The 17,697-nt window shown below is 72.2% G+C and carries 13 protein-coding genes; 7 read left to right on the top strand and 6 right to left on the bottom strand.

Annotation, left to right across the window (positions count from 1 at the left end; all coding sequences use genetic code 11):
• Positions 1-57 precede the first annotated feature (57 nt).
• The 3 genes from LCE31_RS03695 to LCE31_RS03705 form a co-directional block, all read right to left on the bottom strand.
• Positions 58-1,272 carry an acetyl-CoA C-acetyltransferase gene (locus LCE31_RS03695; RefSeq protein WP_225012492.1) on the bottom strand — a complete coding sequence of 405 codons (1,215 nt, stop codon included), beginning with the start codon at positions 1,270-1,272 and terminating at the stop codon, positions 58-60.
• 257 nt (positions 1,273-1,529) lie between these two features.
• Complete coding sequence (locus LCE31_RS03700) at positions 1,530-2,558, bottom strand: LLM class F420-dependent oxidoreductase (protein WP_225012493.1); 1,029 nt, start codon at positions 2,556-2,558, stop codon at positions 1,530-1,532.
• 114 nt (positions 2,559-2,672) lie between these two features.
• A complete protein-coding gene (locus LCE31_RS03705) occupies positions 2,673-3,386 on the bottom strand; it encodes an endonuclease V (RefSeq protein WP_225012494.1) in 714 nt (237 codons plus the stop codon).
• A gap of 204 nt (positions 3,387-3,590) precedes the next feature.
• Here LCE31_RS03705 and LCE31_RS03710 point away from each other — a divergent pair, with 204 nt between their 5' ends.
• From LCE31_RS03710 to LCE31_RS03720, 3 genes are all read left to right on the top strand, one after another.
• Positions 3,591-4,007 (top strand): SsgA family sporulation/cell division regulator, encoded by a 417-nt coding sequence (locus tag LCE31_RS03710; protein ID WP_225012495.1) that lies wholly within the window; start codon positions 3,591-3,593, stop codon positions 4,005-4,007.
• A gap of 445 nt (positions 4,008-4,452) precedes the next feature.
• Complete coding sequence (gene ddaH / locus LCE31_RS03715; RefSeq protein ID WP_225012496.1) at positions 4,453-5,229, top strand: dimethylargininase; 777 nt, start codon at positions 4,453-4,455, stop codon at positions 5,227-5,229.
• A gap of 326 nt (positions 5,230-5,555) precedes the next feature.
• Positions 5,556-6,530, top strand: coding sequence for an acyl-ACP desaturase (locus tag LCE31_RS03720; protein WP_225012497.1), 975 nt, complete (start codon positions 5,556-5,558; stop codon positions 6,528-6,530).
• Between the two features lie 37 nt (positions 6,531-6,567).
• Here LCE31_RS03720 and LCE31_RS03725 read toward each other — a convergent pair whose 3' ends face one another.
• Together LCE31_RS03725 and LCE31_RS03730 are read right to left on the bottom strand one after the other, a co-directional pair.
• A complete protein-coding gene (locus LCE31_RS03725) occupies positions 6,568-6,846 on the bottom strand; it encodes a WhiB family transcriptional regulator (protein ID WP_225012498.1) in 279 nt (92 codons plus the stop codon).
• Positions 6,847-7,032: 186 nt separating this feature from the next.
• The gene (locus tag LCE31_RS03730) at positions 7,033-8,247 is read right to left on the bottom strand and encodes a multicopper oxidase domain-containing protein (RefSeq protein WP_225012527.1); all 1,215 of its coding nucleotides are present in this window, start codon (positions 8,245-8,247) and stop codon (positions 7,033-7,035) included.
• Positions 8,248-8,449: 202 nt separating this feature from the next.
• Here LCE31_RS03730 and LCE31_RS03735 point away from each other — a divergent pair, with 202 nt between their 5' ends.
• Both LCE31_RS03735 and LCE31_RS03740 read left to right on the top strand, forming a co-directional pair.
• On the top strand, positions 8,450-10,930 hold the full coding sequence (locus tag LCE31_RS03735) for a ThuA domain-containing protein (protein ID WP_225012499.1): 2,481 nt from the start codon (positions 8,450-8,452) through the stop codon (positions 10,928-10,930).
• Between the two features lies 1 nt (position 10,931).
• Complete coding sequence (locus tag LCE31_RS03740) at positions 10,932-13,160, top strand: OmpL47-type beta-barrel domain-containing protein (protein ID WP_225012500.1); 2,229 nt, start codon at positions 10,932-10,934, stop codon at positions 13,158-13,160.
• 72 nt (positions 13,161-13,232) lie between these two features.
• Here the strand turns inward: LCE31_RS03740 and ligD are convergent, their stop codons facing one another.
• The gene (ligD, locus tag LCE31_RS03745) at positions 13,233-14,243 is read right to left on the bottom strand and encodes a non-homologous end-joining DNA ligase (protein ID WP_225012501.1); all 1,011 of its coding nucleotides are present in this window, start codon (positions 14,241-14,243) and stop codon (positions 13,233-13,235) included.
• A gap of 75 nt (positions 14,244-14,318) precedes the next feature.
• On the opposite strand from ligD, the gene LCE31_RS03750 reads away from it, so the two are divergent.
• Both LCE31_RS03750 and LCE31_RS03755 read left to right on the top strand, forming a co-directional pair.
• Positions 14,319-15,380, top strand: a complete 1,062-nt coding sequence (locus LCE31_RS03750) for an ATP-dependent DNA ligase (protein WP_225012502.1) — start codon at positions 14,319-14,321, stop codon at positions 15,378-15,380.
• A gap of 175 nt (positions 15,381-15,555) precedes the next feature.
• Positions 15,556-17,679: an MDR family MFS transporter gene (locus tag LCE31_RS03755; protein WP_225012503.1), complete on the top strand. Its 2,124-nt coding sequence runs from the start codon at positions 15,556-15,558 to the stop codon at positions 17,677-17,679.
• Positions 17,680-17,697: the final 18 nt, after the last annotated feature.

Consider the following 17,697-nt stretch of genomic DNA (forward strand, 5'->3'; position numbering starts at 1 on the left):
GGACGGGGCCGGCGCGGGGACGGGGCGCACGGAGCCGGTCGTGGCGGGGCCCCGCGGTCAGACGCGTTCGACGACGGTGGCGACGCCCATTCCGCCGCCGACGCACAGGGTGGCGAGGCCGAACCGCTTGTCCTGACGCTCCAGTTCGTCCACGAGCGTGCCGAGGATCATCGCCCCCGTCGCGCCGAGGGGGTGGCCGAGGGCGATGGCGCCTCCGTTGACGTTGACCCGGTCGAGGCTCAGGCCCATCTCGTCCACGAAGCGCAGCACGACCGCCGCGAACGCCTCGTTGATCTCGACCAGGTCGATGTCCGCGATCGTCAGCCCCGCTCTGGCGAGCGCCTTGCGGGTCGCGGGCGCGGGTCCTGTGAGCATGATGGTCGGCTCGGAGCCGGTGACCGCCGCTGAGACGATGCGGGCGCGCGGCGTCAGGCCGTACCGCTCGCCGATCTCGCGCGATCCGACGGCGACGAGCGCGGCGCCGTCCACGATGCCTGACGAGTTGCCCGCGTGGTGGACATGGTCGATGCGCTCCACCCAGTGGTACTTCTGGAGCGCCACGGCGTCGAACCCGCCGGCCTCGCCGATCTGCGCGAACGAGGGCGTCAGGCCCGCCAGGGTGTCCGCGGTGGTGCCGGGCCGCAGGTGCTCGTCGTGGTCGAGGACGGTCAGCCCGGCGCGGTCGCGTACGGGTACCACGGACCGGCCGAACCTGCCGTCCTTCCACGCCGCGGCGGCGCGCTCCTGGGAGAGGGCGGCGAACTCGTCCACGTCGCGCCGCGTGTAGCCGCCCAGCGTCGCGATCAGGTCGGCGCCGATGCCCTGGGGCGCGAAGCCGACCTCGTAGTTGGTCAGCGGGTCCATGGCCCAGGCCCCGCCGTCCGAGCCCATCGGCACCCGGGACATGGACTCGACGCCGCCCGCGAGCACGAGGTCCTCCCAGCCTGAACGGACCTTCGCCGCCGCGAGGTTGACCGCTTCGAGCCCGGAGGCGCAGAAGCGGTTCTCCTGGACTCCCGCGACACTGTCGGGCAGGCCGGCGGCGAGCGCGGCGATACGGGCGATGTCGGAGCCCTGGTCGCCGATGGGGCTGACCACGCCGAGGACGATGTCGTCGATCGCGGCCGGGTCGAGGCCGGGGAAGCGGCGGCGCGTCTCGTGGATCAGGCCGACCACGAGGTCGATGGGTTTGGTCCCGTGCAGGGCGCCGTTCGCCTTGCCGCGGCCGCGCGGGGTGCGGACGGCGTCGTAGACGTACGCTTCGGTGCTCACGGCGGATGCTCAGGGCCGCTCGGCCGGTTCGTCCACGGCCGTCGGCGGCCGCTTTCCTGACGGGGCTTTCCCGGATGCGGCCGTCACGAACGCGGCTGTGGGGGCCGGGCCCTTCGGACGCGGCCCTCCAGGAGACGGCTGCCCGGACAGGGTCGCCCGGACGGGGTCGCCCGGACACCGCTGCCCGGACACGGCGCGAGGTGACCGGCGACCGGTCGGCCGGGGCCCGCGTGCGGTCCGGGTGGTGGCGTCACCGGCTACGTCAGCCAGTTCTTGACGGTCTCGACGAGGCGTACCGGATCGGACCCGGTGGGCGCCACGTTGAGCATCGTCACGCCGGCCTCGCGGAAGGCCTCGACGCGGTCCCGCACATAGCCCTCGGGGCCGCACAGGGTCATCAGCTCGCAGAACTCGTCGGGTACGGCCGCCGCGGCGTCCCTGACGCGGCCCGCGAGATACAGGTCCTGGATCTCGGCCGCCTCCTTCTCGTAGCCGTAGGCGACCGCGAGGTCGTTGTAGAAGTTCTTGCCGCGCGCGCCCATCCCGCCGACGTACAGGGCGATCTGCGGCCTGGCCTTGTCGCGGAAGCGGGCCGCGTCGTCCCCGATGGCGAGGATGCCGCCCGCGACCGTACGCAGCGGGCCCAGTGCGGGGTCGCGCTTGGCCGTGCCCTTCGCCAGCGCCTCGCCCCACACCCGGTGCGCCTTCTCCGGCAGGAACAGGTGCGGAAGCCAGCCGTCCGCGATCTCGGCCGTCATCGCCACATTGGCCGGACCGAGGGAGGCGAGGAAGACCGGGATGTCCGAACGGACCGGCCGCGTCAGGATCTTGAGCGGTTTGCCGTGCTTGCCGCCCTTCTCGGGCGGCAGGGGCATGTCGAAGAGGCCGTGGTGCTCGACGGTCTCGCGCCGCCAGACGCGGCGGCAGATGTCGACGGTCTCGCGGGTGCGGGCCAGCGGCTTGTCGTACGCCATGCCGTGCCAGCCCTCCACCACCTGCGGTCCCGACGCGCCGAGCCCCAGGATGGCCCGTCCGCCGGAGACCGCGTCGAGGCCCGCGGCGGTCTGGGCGATGAGCGCGGGCGTGCGCGAGAAGACGTTGAGGATGGCGGAGCCGATGGCCAGCCGCTCCGTCCGGGCGGCGAGATACCCCATGATCGTCGGAGAGTCGAAGCCCCACGCCTCCGCGACCCAGAGGGCGTCGAGGCCCGCGGCCTCCAGTGCCACCGCGGCGTCGCACGCGGCACGCGGATCGCCGGCGTAGTCCAGCTGTAGCGAGATCTCCATGCTGCGGGCACCTTCCTGACCCCGGGTCCCCCACACCGCGGCACGGCGCACCGCACCGCGCGGGACCGGGCGGCCCTGGCCGACTCTGACACAACCGGTGTAACACCTGCGATGTTAGGAACGCGGCGGGCCGGCGCACAAGCCTCGGCCCGCCCGCGCCTCGCGCAGCGCGCGGCGGCAGAGCGCGTCGGCCCTGCGTGTCGTCTCCGGGAGCCGGTGGACGGGGGTGAGGGCCAGCGTGTGGGCGCAGGCGTTGCCGAGGCCGACCCGATGGCCGACCGAGACGAAGACCGGTTTGACGCCCTTTCTGGTGCGCAGCGCCCTGCCGACCGCCTCGCCCTCCGGCCCGATCAGCGGTGCCCAGTCACCGCGTTCGGGGCCCGGCGGTTCGTGGCGGAAGAGGAACGGCGTCTTGGCGAAGCCGATCGACGGGAGCCCGGTCACGACGCCGAGGTGGCAGGCGAGCCCGAACCCGCGGGGGTGGGCGAGCCCGTAGCCGTCGCAGACGAGCAGGCCCGGGTCGCCGTCGAGCCGGGCGAGCGCGGCCAGCACGTACGGGAACTCGCGGAAGGCCAGCAGCCCCGGCACGTACGGGAGGGGGACGGGGCCGACGGCGGTGGCCTCCTCGACGACGGCCAGTGTCGCCGCGTCCAGGACGACCGCCGCCGCGGCGACCAGGTCGCGCTCGTCGTTGTAGGCGACGTCCACTCCCGTCACCCGGCCCGTACTGGGCGGCGGGCCGGTCTCGTCGAGCACCAGGCTCGGACGCAGCAGATCCTGGATCGCGTACGCCTCGGCCTCGTCCTTCGGTGTCCCCGTGATCGTCACGGCCGCCACCTTGGGTCGTGTCCGCGCCCATGCGTCCGCGTACTCCGTTCCGGCCTGCGGTCACCGCACAGGGCAGGGGCGTACGCGCGTACGGTGACACAACTCACCCCTCGATCGTGCACGGAATGCGTCGTTCCGACGTCTGAACAGATAACCGGTCCATTCACGTGTCGCCGCGCTCGACGCCGCCGAAGGGGAGCAGCCATGTCACCTGTGATCGAACAGGCGGTGCAGGCGCGGGTCGTCGCGTCGTCCCCGAGTCTGGAGACCGTGCCGGCGACGCTGGTCTACGACGGCACCGACCCGTTCGCCGTCCGGATGGCCTTTCCCCCGCTCGCCACCCTGGAGGGCACGGAGGTCGTCTGGGAGTTCTCGCGTGAGCTGCTCACGGCGGGGATGTCCGAACCGGCCGGCGAGGGCGACGTGCGGGTCCGGCCGTTCGGGTACGGGCGGACGGTCGTGGAGTTCCACGCGCCCGAGGGGACGGCGATGGTCCACCTGCGCTCGTCGGACCTGCGCCGGTTCCTGGACCGCTCGCGGTTCCTGGTGCCCGAGGGCCGCGAGCACCTGTATCTGGACCTGGACCAGGACCTGGCCGAGTTGCTGCGCGACGCGTACTGAGGGCGCCCGCCGCAGCGTCCCGCGGCGGCGCCGGGGGACATCGCGCTCCCCCAGCCCTCGACGGTCCCGGAGGACATGACGCACCCCCGGCCCTCGACGGTCCCGACTCCCGACGAGTCCGCGCGGCAGTCCGGGTGAGACGTCGGCCGTACGGGCGCGCGGCGCCTCCTCGCGGGCCGAGGCCGGACCGGGGCCGGTGCGCCGGACCGGGAGGCCGCCCCGGCCGCAACACCCGCCGTGGCCAAGGCCGGTGCCGGGGGCCGGTGCCGCACTCACCGTGGCACGCCTCCCGCGCCGCTCCCGGACCGAAGGCCCGTCACTTCGCCGTGGGCGGCCCGTTCCCGGGAGCGCCCCCGCGCCGAAAGGGAATCCGGCGTTCAGCCAGGGGGCCCGGCACGCGATGATGGAGCGCGACCGGAAGCCCGCCAGGACCTGGAGATCTGCCGTGCCCAGCAGGAAAGCCCTGATCCGCCAGCCGAGTTCACGTCTCGACGAGGGTCTCGTGACCCATCAGGAACGTACCTCCGTCGACGCGGTGCTCGCGCTGCGGCAGTGGGAGAGCTACGTCAGGGCGCTGGAGGACCACGGCTGGACGACCGTCGAGGTCGCCCCCGCCGACGACTGCCCGGACGGCGTGTTCGTCGAGGACACCGTGGTGATGTTCCGCAACGTCGCGCTGATCACCAGGCCGGGCGCCGTGCCGCGGGGGCCGGAGACGGCCGCCGTGGAGGAGGAGCTGGCCCGGCTCGGCTGCTCGGTCAACTGGGTGTGGGAGCCGGGCACGCTCGAAGGCGGCGATGTGCTGAAGATCGGCGACACCGTCTACGTCGGGCAGGGCGGCAGGACCAACGCCGCCGGGGTCGCGCAGCTGCGCGCCGCGCTCGAACCGCTGGGCGCGCGGGTGGTCGCCGTACCGGTGAGCAGTGTGCTGCATCTGAAGTCGGCGGTGACGGCGCTGCCGGACGGGACTGTCCTCGGGTATCCGCCGCTCGTGGACGTGCCGTCCCTCTTCCCGCGCTTCCTGCCGGTGCCGGAACCCTCGGGCGCGCATGTCGTGCTGCTCGGCGGCGGCCGGCTGCTGATGGCGGCGAGCGCGCCGAAGACCGCCGAACTGCTGGCGGGACTCGGCTATGAGCCGGTGGTGGTGGACATCAGCGAGTTCGAGAAACTCGAAGGCTGTGTGACCTGTCTCTCGGTCCGGCTGCGTGACCTGTACGTGTGATTCCGCGCGAGCCGGGTGAGCGGCACTCGGCCGGGGGCTGGACCGAACGCCCCTTCGCCGCCGCTCGCTGCGGGGCCGCCCCTGCCCGCTGCCCGCCGTACGCGCTCTGACCTGCGGTGATGCCCTCGGATGAACCGGACCCGGCAAGGCCGCTTGTGCAGAAACGGTACGCATGCCCTCGCGCGCGTCGGGTAGGCGGCGCGCGTGGCCGGATTCCGAGACCCCCGGGTTTCTACGACAGTCTTACCCGATCTTTAACCTACGGTTTCGTAACCTACGAACCCGTAGGTAGTTCCCGTCCCCGTTCCCCGTCCCCAGGAGCACCCGTGACCCTCACCTCTCCCCACCTCGGCAGTTCGGAAGCGTGGACAGACGCCCGGCTGCTGTACGCGCTGGAGGAAGTGGTGGAGAAGGAGCTCAACCGCCACCTGAAGGTGGCCAAGGACTGGATGCCGCACGAGTACGTGCCCTGGGCCGACGGCCGCAACTTCCCCGGGTTCTTCGAGGACGGCGAGGCGTGGAGCCAGGACCAGTCCAAGGTGACCCCGATCGGCCGGACGGCGCTCGTCGTCAACCTGCTGACCGAGGACAACCTGCCGAGCTACCACCACGAGATCGCGACGCTGTTCGGCCGCGACGGCGCCTGGGGCACCTGGGTGCACCGCTGGACGGCCGAGGAGGGCCGGCACGGCACCGTGATGCGGGACTACCTGCTCGCGTCGCGCGCCGTCGACCCCGACGAGCTGGAGCGGTTCCGGATGGTGCACATGTCGGAGGGCTACGAGTCCGACAACCGCCACTCGATGCTGCACTCCGTGGCGTACGTCGCGTTCCAGGAACTGGCCACCCGTGTCTCGCACCGCAACACCGGCCACCAGTCCGGCGATCCGGTCTGCGACCGCATGCTGGCCAGGATCTCCACGGACGAGAACCTGCACATGGTCTTCTACCGCAACCTGCTCGGCGCCGCGTTCGACCTCGCGCCCGACGAGACGATGGCCGCCGTGCGGGACGTCGTCGTGGACTTCCGGATGCCCGGGCACGGCATGCCGGGCTTCGAGCGCGCCGCCGTCGCGATGGCGGTCGGCGAGGTCTACAACCTGCGCATCCACCACGACGACGTGATCCAGCCCGTGCTGCGCTATCTCAAGGTCATGGACATCGACGGGCTGAGCCCCGTCGGGCTCAGGGCGCAGGAGGAGCTCGGTCTGTACATGCACGGCCTGGACACGGAGGCCGCGAAGTTCGACGAGAAGCTGGCCGCCAGGAAGGCGCGGATGGCGGCGCGCGGGCGCGTGTAGCGCTCGCCAGGGGCCGCTCGGCGGGCGGGGCCCGGCATCAGCGGCGGTTGCGCCGCAGGTTCAGCCGCTCGTGCTCGGAGAGCCCGCCCCACACACCGAAGCGTTCGTCGTGCTCCAGCGCGTAGGCGAGACACGCCTCGCGCTCGGGGCAGGCGCCGCAGAGCCGCTTGGCCTCCCGGGTCGAGGAACCCGGCGCGGGGAAGAAGAACTCGGGTCCTGTCTGGGCGCACAGGGCGCTCTCCTGCCAGGCGAGCGCGGGGACGGCCGAGCGGGGCGTGCTGCCGGCGGCGGCGCCGGTGGGGGTGTTGTTCCGCATGGCCGCCACGTTGCCGTACGGCGATAAACGTCCGCTTGACGAAGGATCAATCGCGGCCGGGCGTCCCCGCCTCCCCCGCGCCCTCCGCCGTCGCCCCGCCTCGCGGGGGCTTCGGCACAGACCGTAGCGTCGCAGCCGCGGGCCGCGATGTACAGGGGTTGCCCCCGGCGCGGCGCGGCGCCGTCCTCAGTGGCCCATCCCCGGCATGTGCATACCCGGCATGCTCTGCCTGCCCGCCGCGCCCACGGAGCCGGCAGCGCCTGCGCCGGTGCCTGTGGCTGTGCCTGTGGCTGTGCCTGTGGCTGTGCCTGTGTCCATGCCGGGCATCGCGCCCATGGCCCTGGCCGCGTCGTCCGCCGTCTTCGCGGACTTCCGTGCCGACGCCCCGCCCGGATGGTGCATCTCCTCGTACGGCGGGATGCTGCCGTCGGCCTTGGACACCAGGAAGAGCCCCGCCATACCCAGGTCGGAGTGACTCTGCACATGGCAGTGGTACATCCACGCGCCGGCGCCGACGTGTTCGCCGGCCAGCACCTGGAAGCCGAACGAGTCGGCGGGGCCGACGATCCTGGTGTCGATGATCGGGCTCGTGTCCCTGGCGTCCGTGATCAGGCCCGTCCTGTTGTCCGCCCAGCGGTGACCGTGGAGGTGGAACGTGTGGTAGAACTCGCCGTGCGTGATCGACACGAACTCGACGCGGTCGCCCACCGTGGCCTTGAGGTCGGGTCCCATGGACAGGTTGTTGATCTGCATGTCGTTGAAGACGACGGTGAAGGTCTTGTCCGGCAATAGGTCGCCCTCTCTGCGCACCACGAGCGCCCCGTAGAGCCCCGCCCTGATGCCGCCGGTGCCGTGGTCGGTTCCGACGACGTGGTCGTGGTAGTGCCAGTACCCCGCGCTTCCGGGCTGGAAGGTGCCGTCCGCGCGCTTCGCCGGGGCGTGGGTGCGCCAGGTGTACGTGCGCGTGCCGCCGGGAGGCACCTGGCTGCGGTTGAGGCGGGTGCCGTCGCTGGCGACGTCGTAGTCGACGCCGTGCGCGTGCAGGCTGACGTCCACGTCGAGGGTGTTCTCGAAGTCGATGTGCAGGGTGTCGCCCTCGACCAGTTCGATCAGCGGTCCCGGCACGGTGGCCCTGCCGCGTTCCAGGCCGTACCCCAGCCGCCCGTCGGCGAGCTTCTCCGCGAACAGGGTGATGTGGCGGATCTGGCCCCCGGCGGGCGCCGTCCTGACGGTGGCCGCGCGGGACGCTGATGACACGGCGGACCCGGCGGACCCGGTGGACTCGGCGGAGGCGGGCGGCGCCGAGGTCGCCACGGGCGCCGAGGCCACCCCCGCGGCGGTGACGCCCGCGACGGTCGCGCCGCCCGCAAGCAGCCGCCTGTTGAAGCTCCTTCTGTCCATGGCCATACCGAACTCCCCAGTGCGGGACGGAAGTTGCCGGGGCGAAACAGACCCCGGGGACGGCCATACGGTAGAGCAGCACCCTTCGTTTATCCACACCCAGGACAAAGTTGGTGGGATTCCAGCCTTACCTATTGGCGTACCGCCGAAAGGGGTCTACGTTCCAGGGCTGTTGCAGTGACCAAAGAGGGTGGGTGAACACATGCAGCGTGCACCACATCACCGGTCAAGAACGCGGCGCAGACTCACCGTCGGCCTGGTGACGGGAGCCCTGGCGGCATCCCTGCTGGGTACGGCGGCCGCGGCGGCGCAGCCGGCTCCCGAAGCCGGGGCCGCGGCCCCGGCGCTTCCGTCGCCGCCCGGCACGGCGAACGTCAAGGTGCTGGTCTACTACGGCTCCACGGGCGAGGAGTCCCCGACCGTGGACGCGGGGATCGAGGCCATCGAGGACATCGGGCAGACCGGTCCGCTCGCCAAGCGGTTCAAGACGACCGCCACGGCCGACGCGTCGGTCTTCACCAACGCGAAGCGGCTCGGCACATTCAACGCGGTCGTCTTCCTGACCGGCCCGGGCGACGTCCTCGACCCCGAACAGGAAGCGGGGCTCGAATCCTATGTCGAGGCGGGCGGCGGCTTCGTCGGCATCCACGACGCGGCCAGGACCGAGCCGTACTCGGACTGGTACACCGGGCTGATCGGTGCCAGGCCCGCGGCGACCGGCCCGGACGACGTCCAGCAGGCGACCGTCGAGGTGGGCGACCGCGTCCATCCGGCCACCAAGTCCCTGCCGCTCGAATGGAAGCGCGCGGACCGCTGGTTCAACTGGGCGACCAACCCCACGGGTACGGTGCACACCGTCGCGAGCGTCCGGGAGTCCACGTACAAGCCGGGCCAGGGCGCGGCGGGCACGGCGGACCACCCCGTCTCCTGGTGCCGGGACTACGACGGCGGCCGGTCGTTCTACACCGGCATGGGCGGTACGGCCGCCTCGTTCGCCGAGACCGACTTCCGCGCGCATCTGCGCGGCGCCCTGGAGTGGACGTCGCGCCTGGCGCGCGCCGACTGCAAGGCGACCATCGACGCCAACTACCGGGCCGACCGGGTCACCGTCCCCAACCAGCCGGGACAGCAGGACCAGATCGGGGAGCCGCACGGCCTGACGGTCAGGCCCGACGGGAAGGTGCTGTACATCGGACGCGGCGGCGGCACGGCCGACGACCCGGTCGTCACCGACTGGAGCGACCCGGACGTCGGCAAGGGCACGGGCCGGATCTACGTCTACGACCCGAAGACGAGGAAGGTCACCGTCGCGGGCGGGCTGACGACGTTCGGCAACCGGGGCGGCGGCGACGAGCTGAACAAGACCGAGGAGGGCCTCCTCGGCATCACGCTCGACCCGGACTACGAGAACAACGGCTGGATCTACGTCTACTGGTCGCCGCACTCCGAGATCGACCGCGACACCCAGATGGGCAAGCGGCGCGTCTCCCGCTTCACCCTGGACCCGGCGACGGACAAGCTCGACCCGGCCTCGGAGAAGGTGCTGCTCCAGTGGCCGATGCAGATCCACAGCTGCTGCCACGCGGGCGGCGGGATGGCCTTCGACTCGAAGGGCAACCTCTACGTCGGCGTCGGTGACAACAACTCCTCGCTCTACAGCGACGGTTACTCGGGCAACAACCCTGAACCCAACTACAAGGGCGTCTCCTTCGCGGACGCGCGCCGTACGGCAGGCAACACCAACAACCTCAACGGGAAGATCCTGCGCATCCACCCCGAGGACGACGGCACGTACTCGCTGCCCGCGGGCAACCTGTTCACCGGCAAGGAGACCGCCGAGGGCGGCGGCAAGACGCGCGGCGAGATCTACGCGATGGGCGTGCGCAACCCGGCGCGGCTGTCGATCGACAAGAAGACCGACGTGCTGTACGTCGGCTGGGTCGGCCCCGACGCGGGCGAGCCGTCCACCACCTGGGGCCCCGCCAAGTACGACACGTTCGCGGTGATCGACCACGCGAGCAACCGCGGCTGGCCGTACTGCATGGGCGACAAGCAGCCCTACCGCGACCGCAACCTGCCGGACCCGGACAAGCCGCTCGGCTGGTACGACTGCGACCACCTGAAGAACGAGTCGCCGAACAACGACGGCCTGGTCGGCATCCCGCCGGCCGAGGCCAACAACATCTGGTACTCGCCGCAGGGCGGGGCGCCCGAGTACCCGCGCGGCGTGGACGGCGTGCCGGACTACGACCCGGGCAAGGCGGCCTACCGGCTGCCCTGGCTCAAGGGCGGCGGCCAGGCCACCATGGACGGCCCGGTCTACCGGTTCGACGCGAGCGTCAAGAGCAGCGTCAAGTGGCCCCGTTACTGGGACGGCAAGTGGTTCGTCGCGGACTTCTACGACGCGACCAACCCCCGGCACGCGGTCACGATGAACCCGGCCGACCAGGGCGCGGGCGGGCTGCCGCTGCACGCGGACTCGCTGCGGAAGATCATCCCGGTGGGCGAAGGCGGCATCCGCAACCTGATGGACTGGAAGTTCGCCCCGGACGGCTCTCTGTACGTCCTGGACTACGGGCGCGGCTTCTTCAACTCCGACGCAGAGTCCGCGCTGTGGCGCGTGACCTACACCGGCGGCGCGCCGACCCCGGCCGCCAAGGACCTGGTCAAGAAGGGAGCGTGAGGTGGTGCGAGCGAGACACCGGAGACAGCCGCGCCTGTGGGCGTCCCTCGTCGGGGCGTTCCTGCTGGTGCTCGGGCTGACGTCGACCGCGGCGTACGGGCACGGGGCCGGCGCGCCGGCCCCAGCCGCCGCGGGGCAGACCCTGAACTGGACGGCGGGCGACTCGATCGAGCACTTCACGAGCGCGCCCACGGCGGCGGTGGCCGGCGCCGCCACCATCGTCTTCGAGAACAGCGCGGCGACCGGCAACACGACGGGGCTGCCGCACACCCTGACCTTCGACACGTCCGACCCGAAGTACAACCACGACGCGCGGGTCGACATCCTCGCCAACCCGTCCGACGCGGCGGGCGGCAAGCACAGTGTCGACGTCACGCTGACCCCGGGCACGTACCACTACTTCTGCTCGATGCCCGGCCACATCATGATGAGCGGCACCTTCACCGTGACAGCGGGCGGCGGCGGTGACGACACCACCGCGCCCAGCACGTCGGCGAAGGTCGAGGGCCAGCGGAACGCCGACGGGGCCTACGTCGGCTCCGCGACGGTCAGCGTCACGGCCGCCGACGAGGAGGGCGGCTCGGGCCTCGGCGGTATCGAGTACGCGCTGGGCGCGGACGGCGCCTGGCAGCCGTACACCGATCCGGTCGTGGTGGACACCGTGGGCGCGGCGACCGTGCGCTACCGGGCCACCGACAAGGCGGGCAACACGTCGGCCGAGAAGTCCGCCGACTTCACCGTCGTCGCGCCGCCGACCGACGACACCACGCCGCCGGAGACCTCGGCGACCGTCAGCGGCGACCAGGACGCGGGCGGGAACTACCTGGGCACCGCCACGGTGACCGTGACGGCGTCCGACACCGGCTCCGGCGTCAACACCATCGAGTACGCGCTGGGCGCGGACGGCGACTGGCAGCCGTACACCCAGCCCGTCGCGGTGGACACCGCGGGCGCGGCGACGGTCCGCTACCGGGCCACCGACAGGGCGGGCAACGCGGCGGCCGAGAAGTCCGTCCGCTTCACCGTCGTCGCACCGCCGGCGAAGGACACCACCGCACCGGTCGTGTCCGCCGCGATCACCGGCAGCAAGAACTCGTACGGCGCGTTCATCAGCAGCGCCACGGTGACCCTGACCGCAGAGGACGCCGAGTCGGGTGTCGCGTCGAGCGAGTACGCGCTGGACGGCGGCCCGTACCTCGCCTACACGGCGCCGGTCGTGGTGGACCGGGTCGGCGCCCACACGCTCGCCTACCGCGCCACCGACAAGGCGGGCAACACGTCCAAGGCGACGGACGCGGCGTTCACGGTCGCCCAGAGCGGCGGGGTGCCGCCACCGCCCTGCGCCGAGCACGACGAGCGGCTGACGGTGATCGTCGGCACGGTCGACACGGGGGTGCCCAACCGGCTCACGCCCAACCGCTGCACGATCAACGAACGGATCGAGGACGAGCGGGAGTGGACCTCGCAGGCCCTCTTCCTCAAGCACGTGGACGGCGTGCTGAAGACGCTCGCCGCCCAGAACGTGATCGACCAGCGCGAGCAGAAGAAGATCGCGAAGGCCGCCAGGCAGTCGAAGATCGGCCTGCCGGGCCAGACGGCCGGCTACAAGACGATCTTCGACGGGACCCAGGCGTCGTTCGACAGGTGGGAGCACGTCGGGGGCGGCCAAGTCGACCTCAAGGACGGCGCGATGAGCGTCGACCCGACGGTCGGCGGGGATCTCGGCATGATGTGGTACCCGGGGCGCCAGTACGAGAACTTCTCGCTGAAGCTGCAGTTCCGCGACGACGCCGCGGGGACGGCGAACGCCAACGGCGGCGTCTTCGTGCGGTTCCCGGACCCGCACGGCTTCCCGCTGGAGTCGCGTCCCGCGTGGGTGGCCGTCAACTACGGCCACGAGATCCAGATCTTCGACAGCCCGACCGGGGACATGTACAAGACCGGTTCGGTCTACGGCTTCGACCGCGTGGGCCTTGCGGGCGCCCGTCCCACGGCCAAGGGCACCTGGAACGACTACGAGATCCGGGTGAAGGGGCAGCACTTCACGATCCTGCGCAACGGTGTCCTGATCAACGAGTTCGACAACGACCCCGGTCAGGTCTTCGATCCGCCCAGGGCCGGCGACCCCGGCACCGACGGCAGGCGCTACGCGTCCGGCTACATCGGACTGCAGAACCACAGCACCGCGGACCTGGTCTCCTACCGGAACGTGCGGATCAAGGAGCTGTAGCCAGGACCGGTCGCGCGCGGCGCGGAAAGGGCCCCTCCCCCAGCCGGGAGGGGCCCTTTCCGCGCCGCGCCCTCACGACCGGTGGCGGGCCCGGCTCGGCTGGACGCGGGTGGGCTCGCCCGGCGCCTTCGGGTGGTCCGGCGGGTAGGGCAGGTCGCCGAGGCCGTGCTCCCGCTCGTCCCGGGCCGCGAGGTCGAGCAGGCTCTCCAGGCCGAAGGCGTGCTCCGTCATGTCCGCGTGCACGTCGCCGAGTTCGGCGTACCTGGCCGGCATGGTCGCGATGTCGAAGTCGCGGGGCGCCACGTCGTCGATCTCCTCCCACCGCAGCGGCGCGGAGACGGGCGCGTGCGCCTTGGGGCGCACGGAGTACGCGGAGGCGATGGTGCGGTCGCGGGCGGTCTGGTTGTAGTCCACGAAGATCCTGGCTCCGCGCTCCTCCTTCCACCAGGCGGTGGTGACCCGCTCCGGCATCCGCCTCTCCAGCTCCCGGCCGGCCGCGATCGCGCACCGGCGCACCTGGGCGAAGGTCCAGCGCGCCTCGATCGGTACGAACACGTGCAGGCCCCGGCCGCCGGAGGTCTTGGGCCAGCCCCGCAGTCCGTTCTCGTCAAGGACCGCGCGCAGCTCGTGGGCCGCGGCGACGGCGTCCGCGAAGCCGGTGCCCGGCTGCGGGTCGAGGTCGAGGCGCAGCTCGTCGGGGTGGTCGGTGTCGCCGCGCCGTACCGGCCAGGGGTGGAAGGTGAGGCAGCCGAGGTTGGCGGCCCACACCACCGCGGCGACCTCGGTGGGGCACATCTCGTCGGCGTACCGGCCGCTGGGGAAGGCGATCCGGGCGGTCGGGGTCCACTCGGGCAGGTTCTTCGGGGCGCGCTTCTGGAAGAACGACTCGCCCGTGACGCCCTCGGGGAAGCGCTCCATGGTGGTGGGCCGCTCGCGCAGGGCCCGCACGATGCCGTCGCCGACGGCGAGGTAGTAGCGGGCCACGTCGAGCTTGGTGAAGCCGCGCTCGGGAAAGTACACCTTGTCCGGGCTCGACAGCCGTACGGTCCTGCCGCCCGCGTCCAGCTCCACCGCCGCTCCCATGTGCGCCACGGTAGGCGCGGACGGTGCGGCCCGCACGCCGGGCGGACCGGGCCCGGGGGCCTGAGAATCGGACGCATGGACCTGCCCGTGATGCCGCCCGTGCTGCCGATGCTCTCGAAGTCCGTGAAGCGGATTCCGCCCGGCATGCAGTACGAGGCGAAGTGGGACGGCTTCCGTGCGATCGTGCACCGCGACGGGGACGAGGTCGTGATCGGCAGCAGGAACGGCAAGCCGCTGACCCGGTACTTCCCCGAACTGGTGGAGGCGCTGCTGGCCGAGCTGCCCGAGCGGTGCGTGGTGGACGGCGAGATCGTGATCATGCATGACGGGCGGCTCGACTTCGACCTGCTGACCGAGCGCATCCATCCGGCCCGCTCCCGCGTCGAGATGCTCGCGGAGCGCACGCCCGCCGCCTACATCGCGTTCGACCTGCTCGCGAAGGGCGACACGGGCCTGCTCGACATGGGGCAGGCGCTGCGCCGCGAGGCGCTGGAGGCCGCGCTCGTGGGCGTACGGCCTCCGGTGTACGTGGCGCCGGCCACGACGGACGGGGACGTGGCCGCCGAGTGGTTCGACCGGTACGAGGGCGCGGGGCTCGACGGTGTCGTGGCGAAGCCGCTCGACCTGCCCTACCGGCAGGACACCCGCGCCATGTACAAGATCAAGCACGAGCGCACGGCGGATGTGGTGGTGGCGGGCTACCGGCCGCACAAGAGCGGTCCTGTCGTGGGCTCGCTGCTGCTCGGCCTGTACGACGAGGCGGGCGCGCTCCAGCATGTGGGCGTGTGCGCCGCGTTCCCGATGAGGCGCAGGGCGGAGCTGGCCGAGGAGCTGGCGCCGCTGCGCGTGGACAGTGGCGAGCACCCGTGGGCGGCGTGGGCCGAGGCCTCCGCGCACGAGGGCGCGCGGCTTCCCGGGGCGCCGTCGCGCTGGAGCGGTAAGAAGGACCTGTCGTGGGTGGCGCTCGCACCGACGCGGGTGTGCGAGGTGGCGTACGACCACATGGAGGGCACCCGGTTCCGCCACACGGCGCAGTGGCGCAGGTGGCGCCCGGACCGCGACCCGGCGTCCTGCACGTACGCCCAGCTGGTGGAACCGGTGCGCTACGACCTGGGCCAGGTCCTGGGCGGGGCCTGAGCGGCGCGGGGCAGGTCCCCGGGAGCCGAGGGCCGCGGCGCGTCACGCACCGGGCGTATCGGGCGCACCGGGCCGGCGCGCGGGCCGCCCGCCGCGGCCCTCGGGCGGCGCCGTGCGTACGCCCGTCCGGCGGTGCCCGCATGCGGGGCGGGGGCGGCGGTGTGAGCGTGCAGGAGTGAGCACCGTCAGCGAGAAACGTCCAGAACCGGCGCCCTCGCCGGCCGCTACACCGCCCGTGCTCAGCGGACGGCGGCGGAACATCGTGTTCGCGACGATCGTCCTCGGCATCCTGCTCGCCGCCCTCGACCAGACCATCGTGGGCACCGCGCTGCCCACGATCGTGGCCGACCTCGGCGGCGCCGAGCACATGTCCTGGGTCGTCACCTCGTACCTGCTCGCCGAGACCATCGCCACCGCGCTCGTCGGCAAGTTCGGCGACCTGTTCGGACGCAAGCGGATCTTCCAGCTGTCCGCGGTCGTCTTCATCACCGGCTCGTTCCTGTGCGGCCTCGCCACCAACATGACGCTGCTGATCATCTGGCGCGCCCTCCAGGGCGTGGGCGCCGGCGGGCTGATGGTGACCGCCATGGCGCTGATCGCCGATGTCATCCCGCTGCGCGAGCGGGGCAAGTACCAGGGGGCGCTGGGCGCGGTGTTCGGCCTGGCGACCGTCATCGGCCCGCTCCTCGGCGGGCTGTTCACCGACCACCTGACCTGGCGCTGGGCGTTCTACGTCAACGTGCCGATCGCGATCGTCGTGGTCGCCCTGGCGGCCAGGACGATCCCCTCCGTCCGGTCGGCGGCCCGGCCGGTCATCGACTACCTGGGCATCGCGCTGGTGGCGCTCGGCGCGGGCGCGCTGATCCTCGGCACCAGCTTCGGCGGCAACCAGTACGCCTGGGGGTCGCCGGAGATCCTCGGCCTGTTCGCCGCGGGCGTCGTCGCGCTCGCGCTGTTCTGCCTGGTGGAGACGCGTGCCGCGCAGCCCATGCTGCCGATGCGGCTGTTCCGCAATCCGGTCTTCGCGGTCTGCTCGATCCTCAGCTTCATCGTGGGCTTCGCGATGCTCGGCGCGATGACGTTCCTGCCGACGTACCTCCAGTACGTGGACGGCGACTCCGCCACCATCTCCGGCGTGCGGACGCTGCCGATGGTGTTCGGCCTGCTGCTCGCGTCCATCTTCAGCGGCAACGTCGTCAGCAGGACCGGCCAGTACCGCTTCTTCCCCGTGGTGGGCACCGTGGTGATGGCCCTCGGGCTCTTCCTGCTGTCGCGGGTCGGACCCGGCTCGGGCGTCTGGAAGGAGTCCGGCGCGATGTTCGTGCTGGGCCTCGGGATCGGCCTGTCGATGCAGGTGCTCACCATCGCCGTGCAGAACACCGTGGAGTACACGGACCTCGGCACCGCCACCTCGGGCGTCACGTTCTTCCGTACGCTCGGCAGCTCCTTCGGCACCGCCGTCTTCGGCACCATCTACACGAACGCGCTCACCCCGAACCTCCGCGACGCGATCCCGAGAGCCGCCAGGGCGGGCAGCGCGGGGCCCGCCGACGTCGCCAGGGCGGCCGGCAGCCCCGAGGGCCTGCACCGGCTCGACCCCGCGCAGGCCGCGCCCGTGATCCAGGCGTACACGGACTCGCTGCACACCGTGTTCCTGTGGACGGTGCCGGTCGCCCTGACCGGCTTCGTCGTGGCGCTGTTCCTCAAACAGGTCAGGCTGCGGGACTCGGCGCGGGCCACCTCCACCGACATGGGCGAGGGGTTCGCGTCACCGACCTCGGGCGACTCCGGCAAGCTGCTCGAACTGTCGGTCGCCAAGATCCTGCGGGGCGCGAGTCCCGACACGGCGCGCACCATCGTGCGGGCCTCGGACACCCGGCTCGACATCGCGGGCGCCTGGGCCGTGATGCAGGTCGAGCTGCTGACCCGGATGGTCGGGCACGCGAGCCTCGGGCTGATCGCCACCCGCAAGAACATGCCGCCCGAGGTACTGGTGCCGGTCTTCGACCGGATGGTCGACGAGGGGTTCCTGACGCGGGCCGGCACGCTCTTCTCCCACACGGAGGCGGGCCGCAGGGAGGCGGCGGCGATCAACTCCGCGTGGGCCAGGTGGCTCGGTGCCCGCCTTGAGGCGGACCGGGGCCGGCCGACAGGGGCCGAACTGCGGCGCGCCGTGGACGCCATCGCGAAGCGGCTGCTCGCCGAGGACCTGGCGGACGGGCTCTCGCCGGGCCGGCGCGATCCCGTCCGGCGGGCGCCCCGCGGCGCCACGGCGTCCGGCCGGGGTCGGACGCCGTGAGGCCGCCGGGACCACCGT

Origin of the sequence: Streptomyces sp. 8L (genome assembly GCF_020176795.1) — a bacterium.
GTDB lineage: Bacteria > Actinomycetota > Actinomycetes > Streptomycetales > Streptomycetaceae > Streptomyces.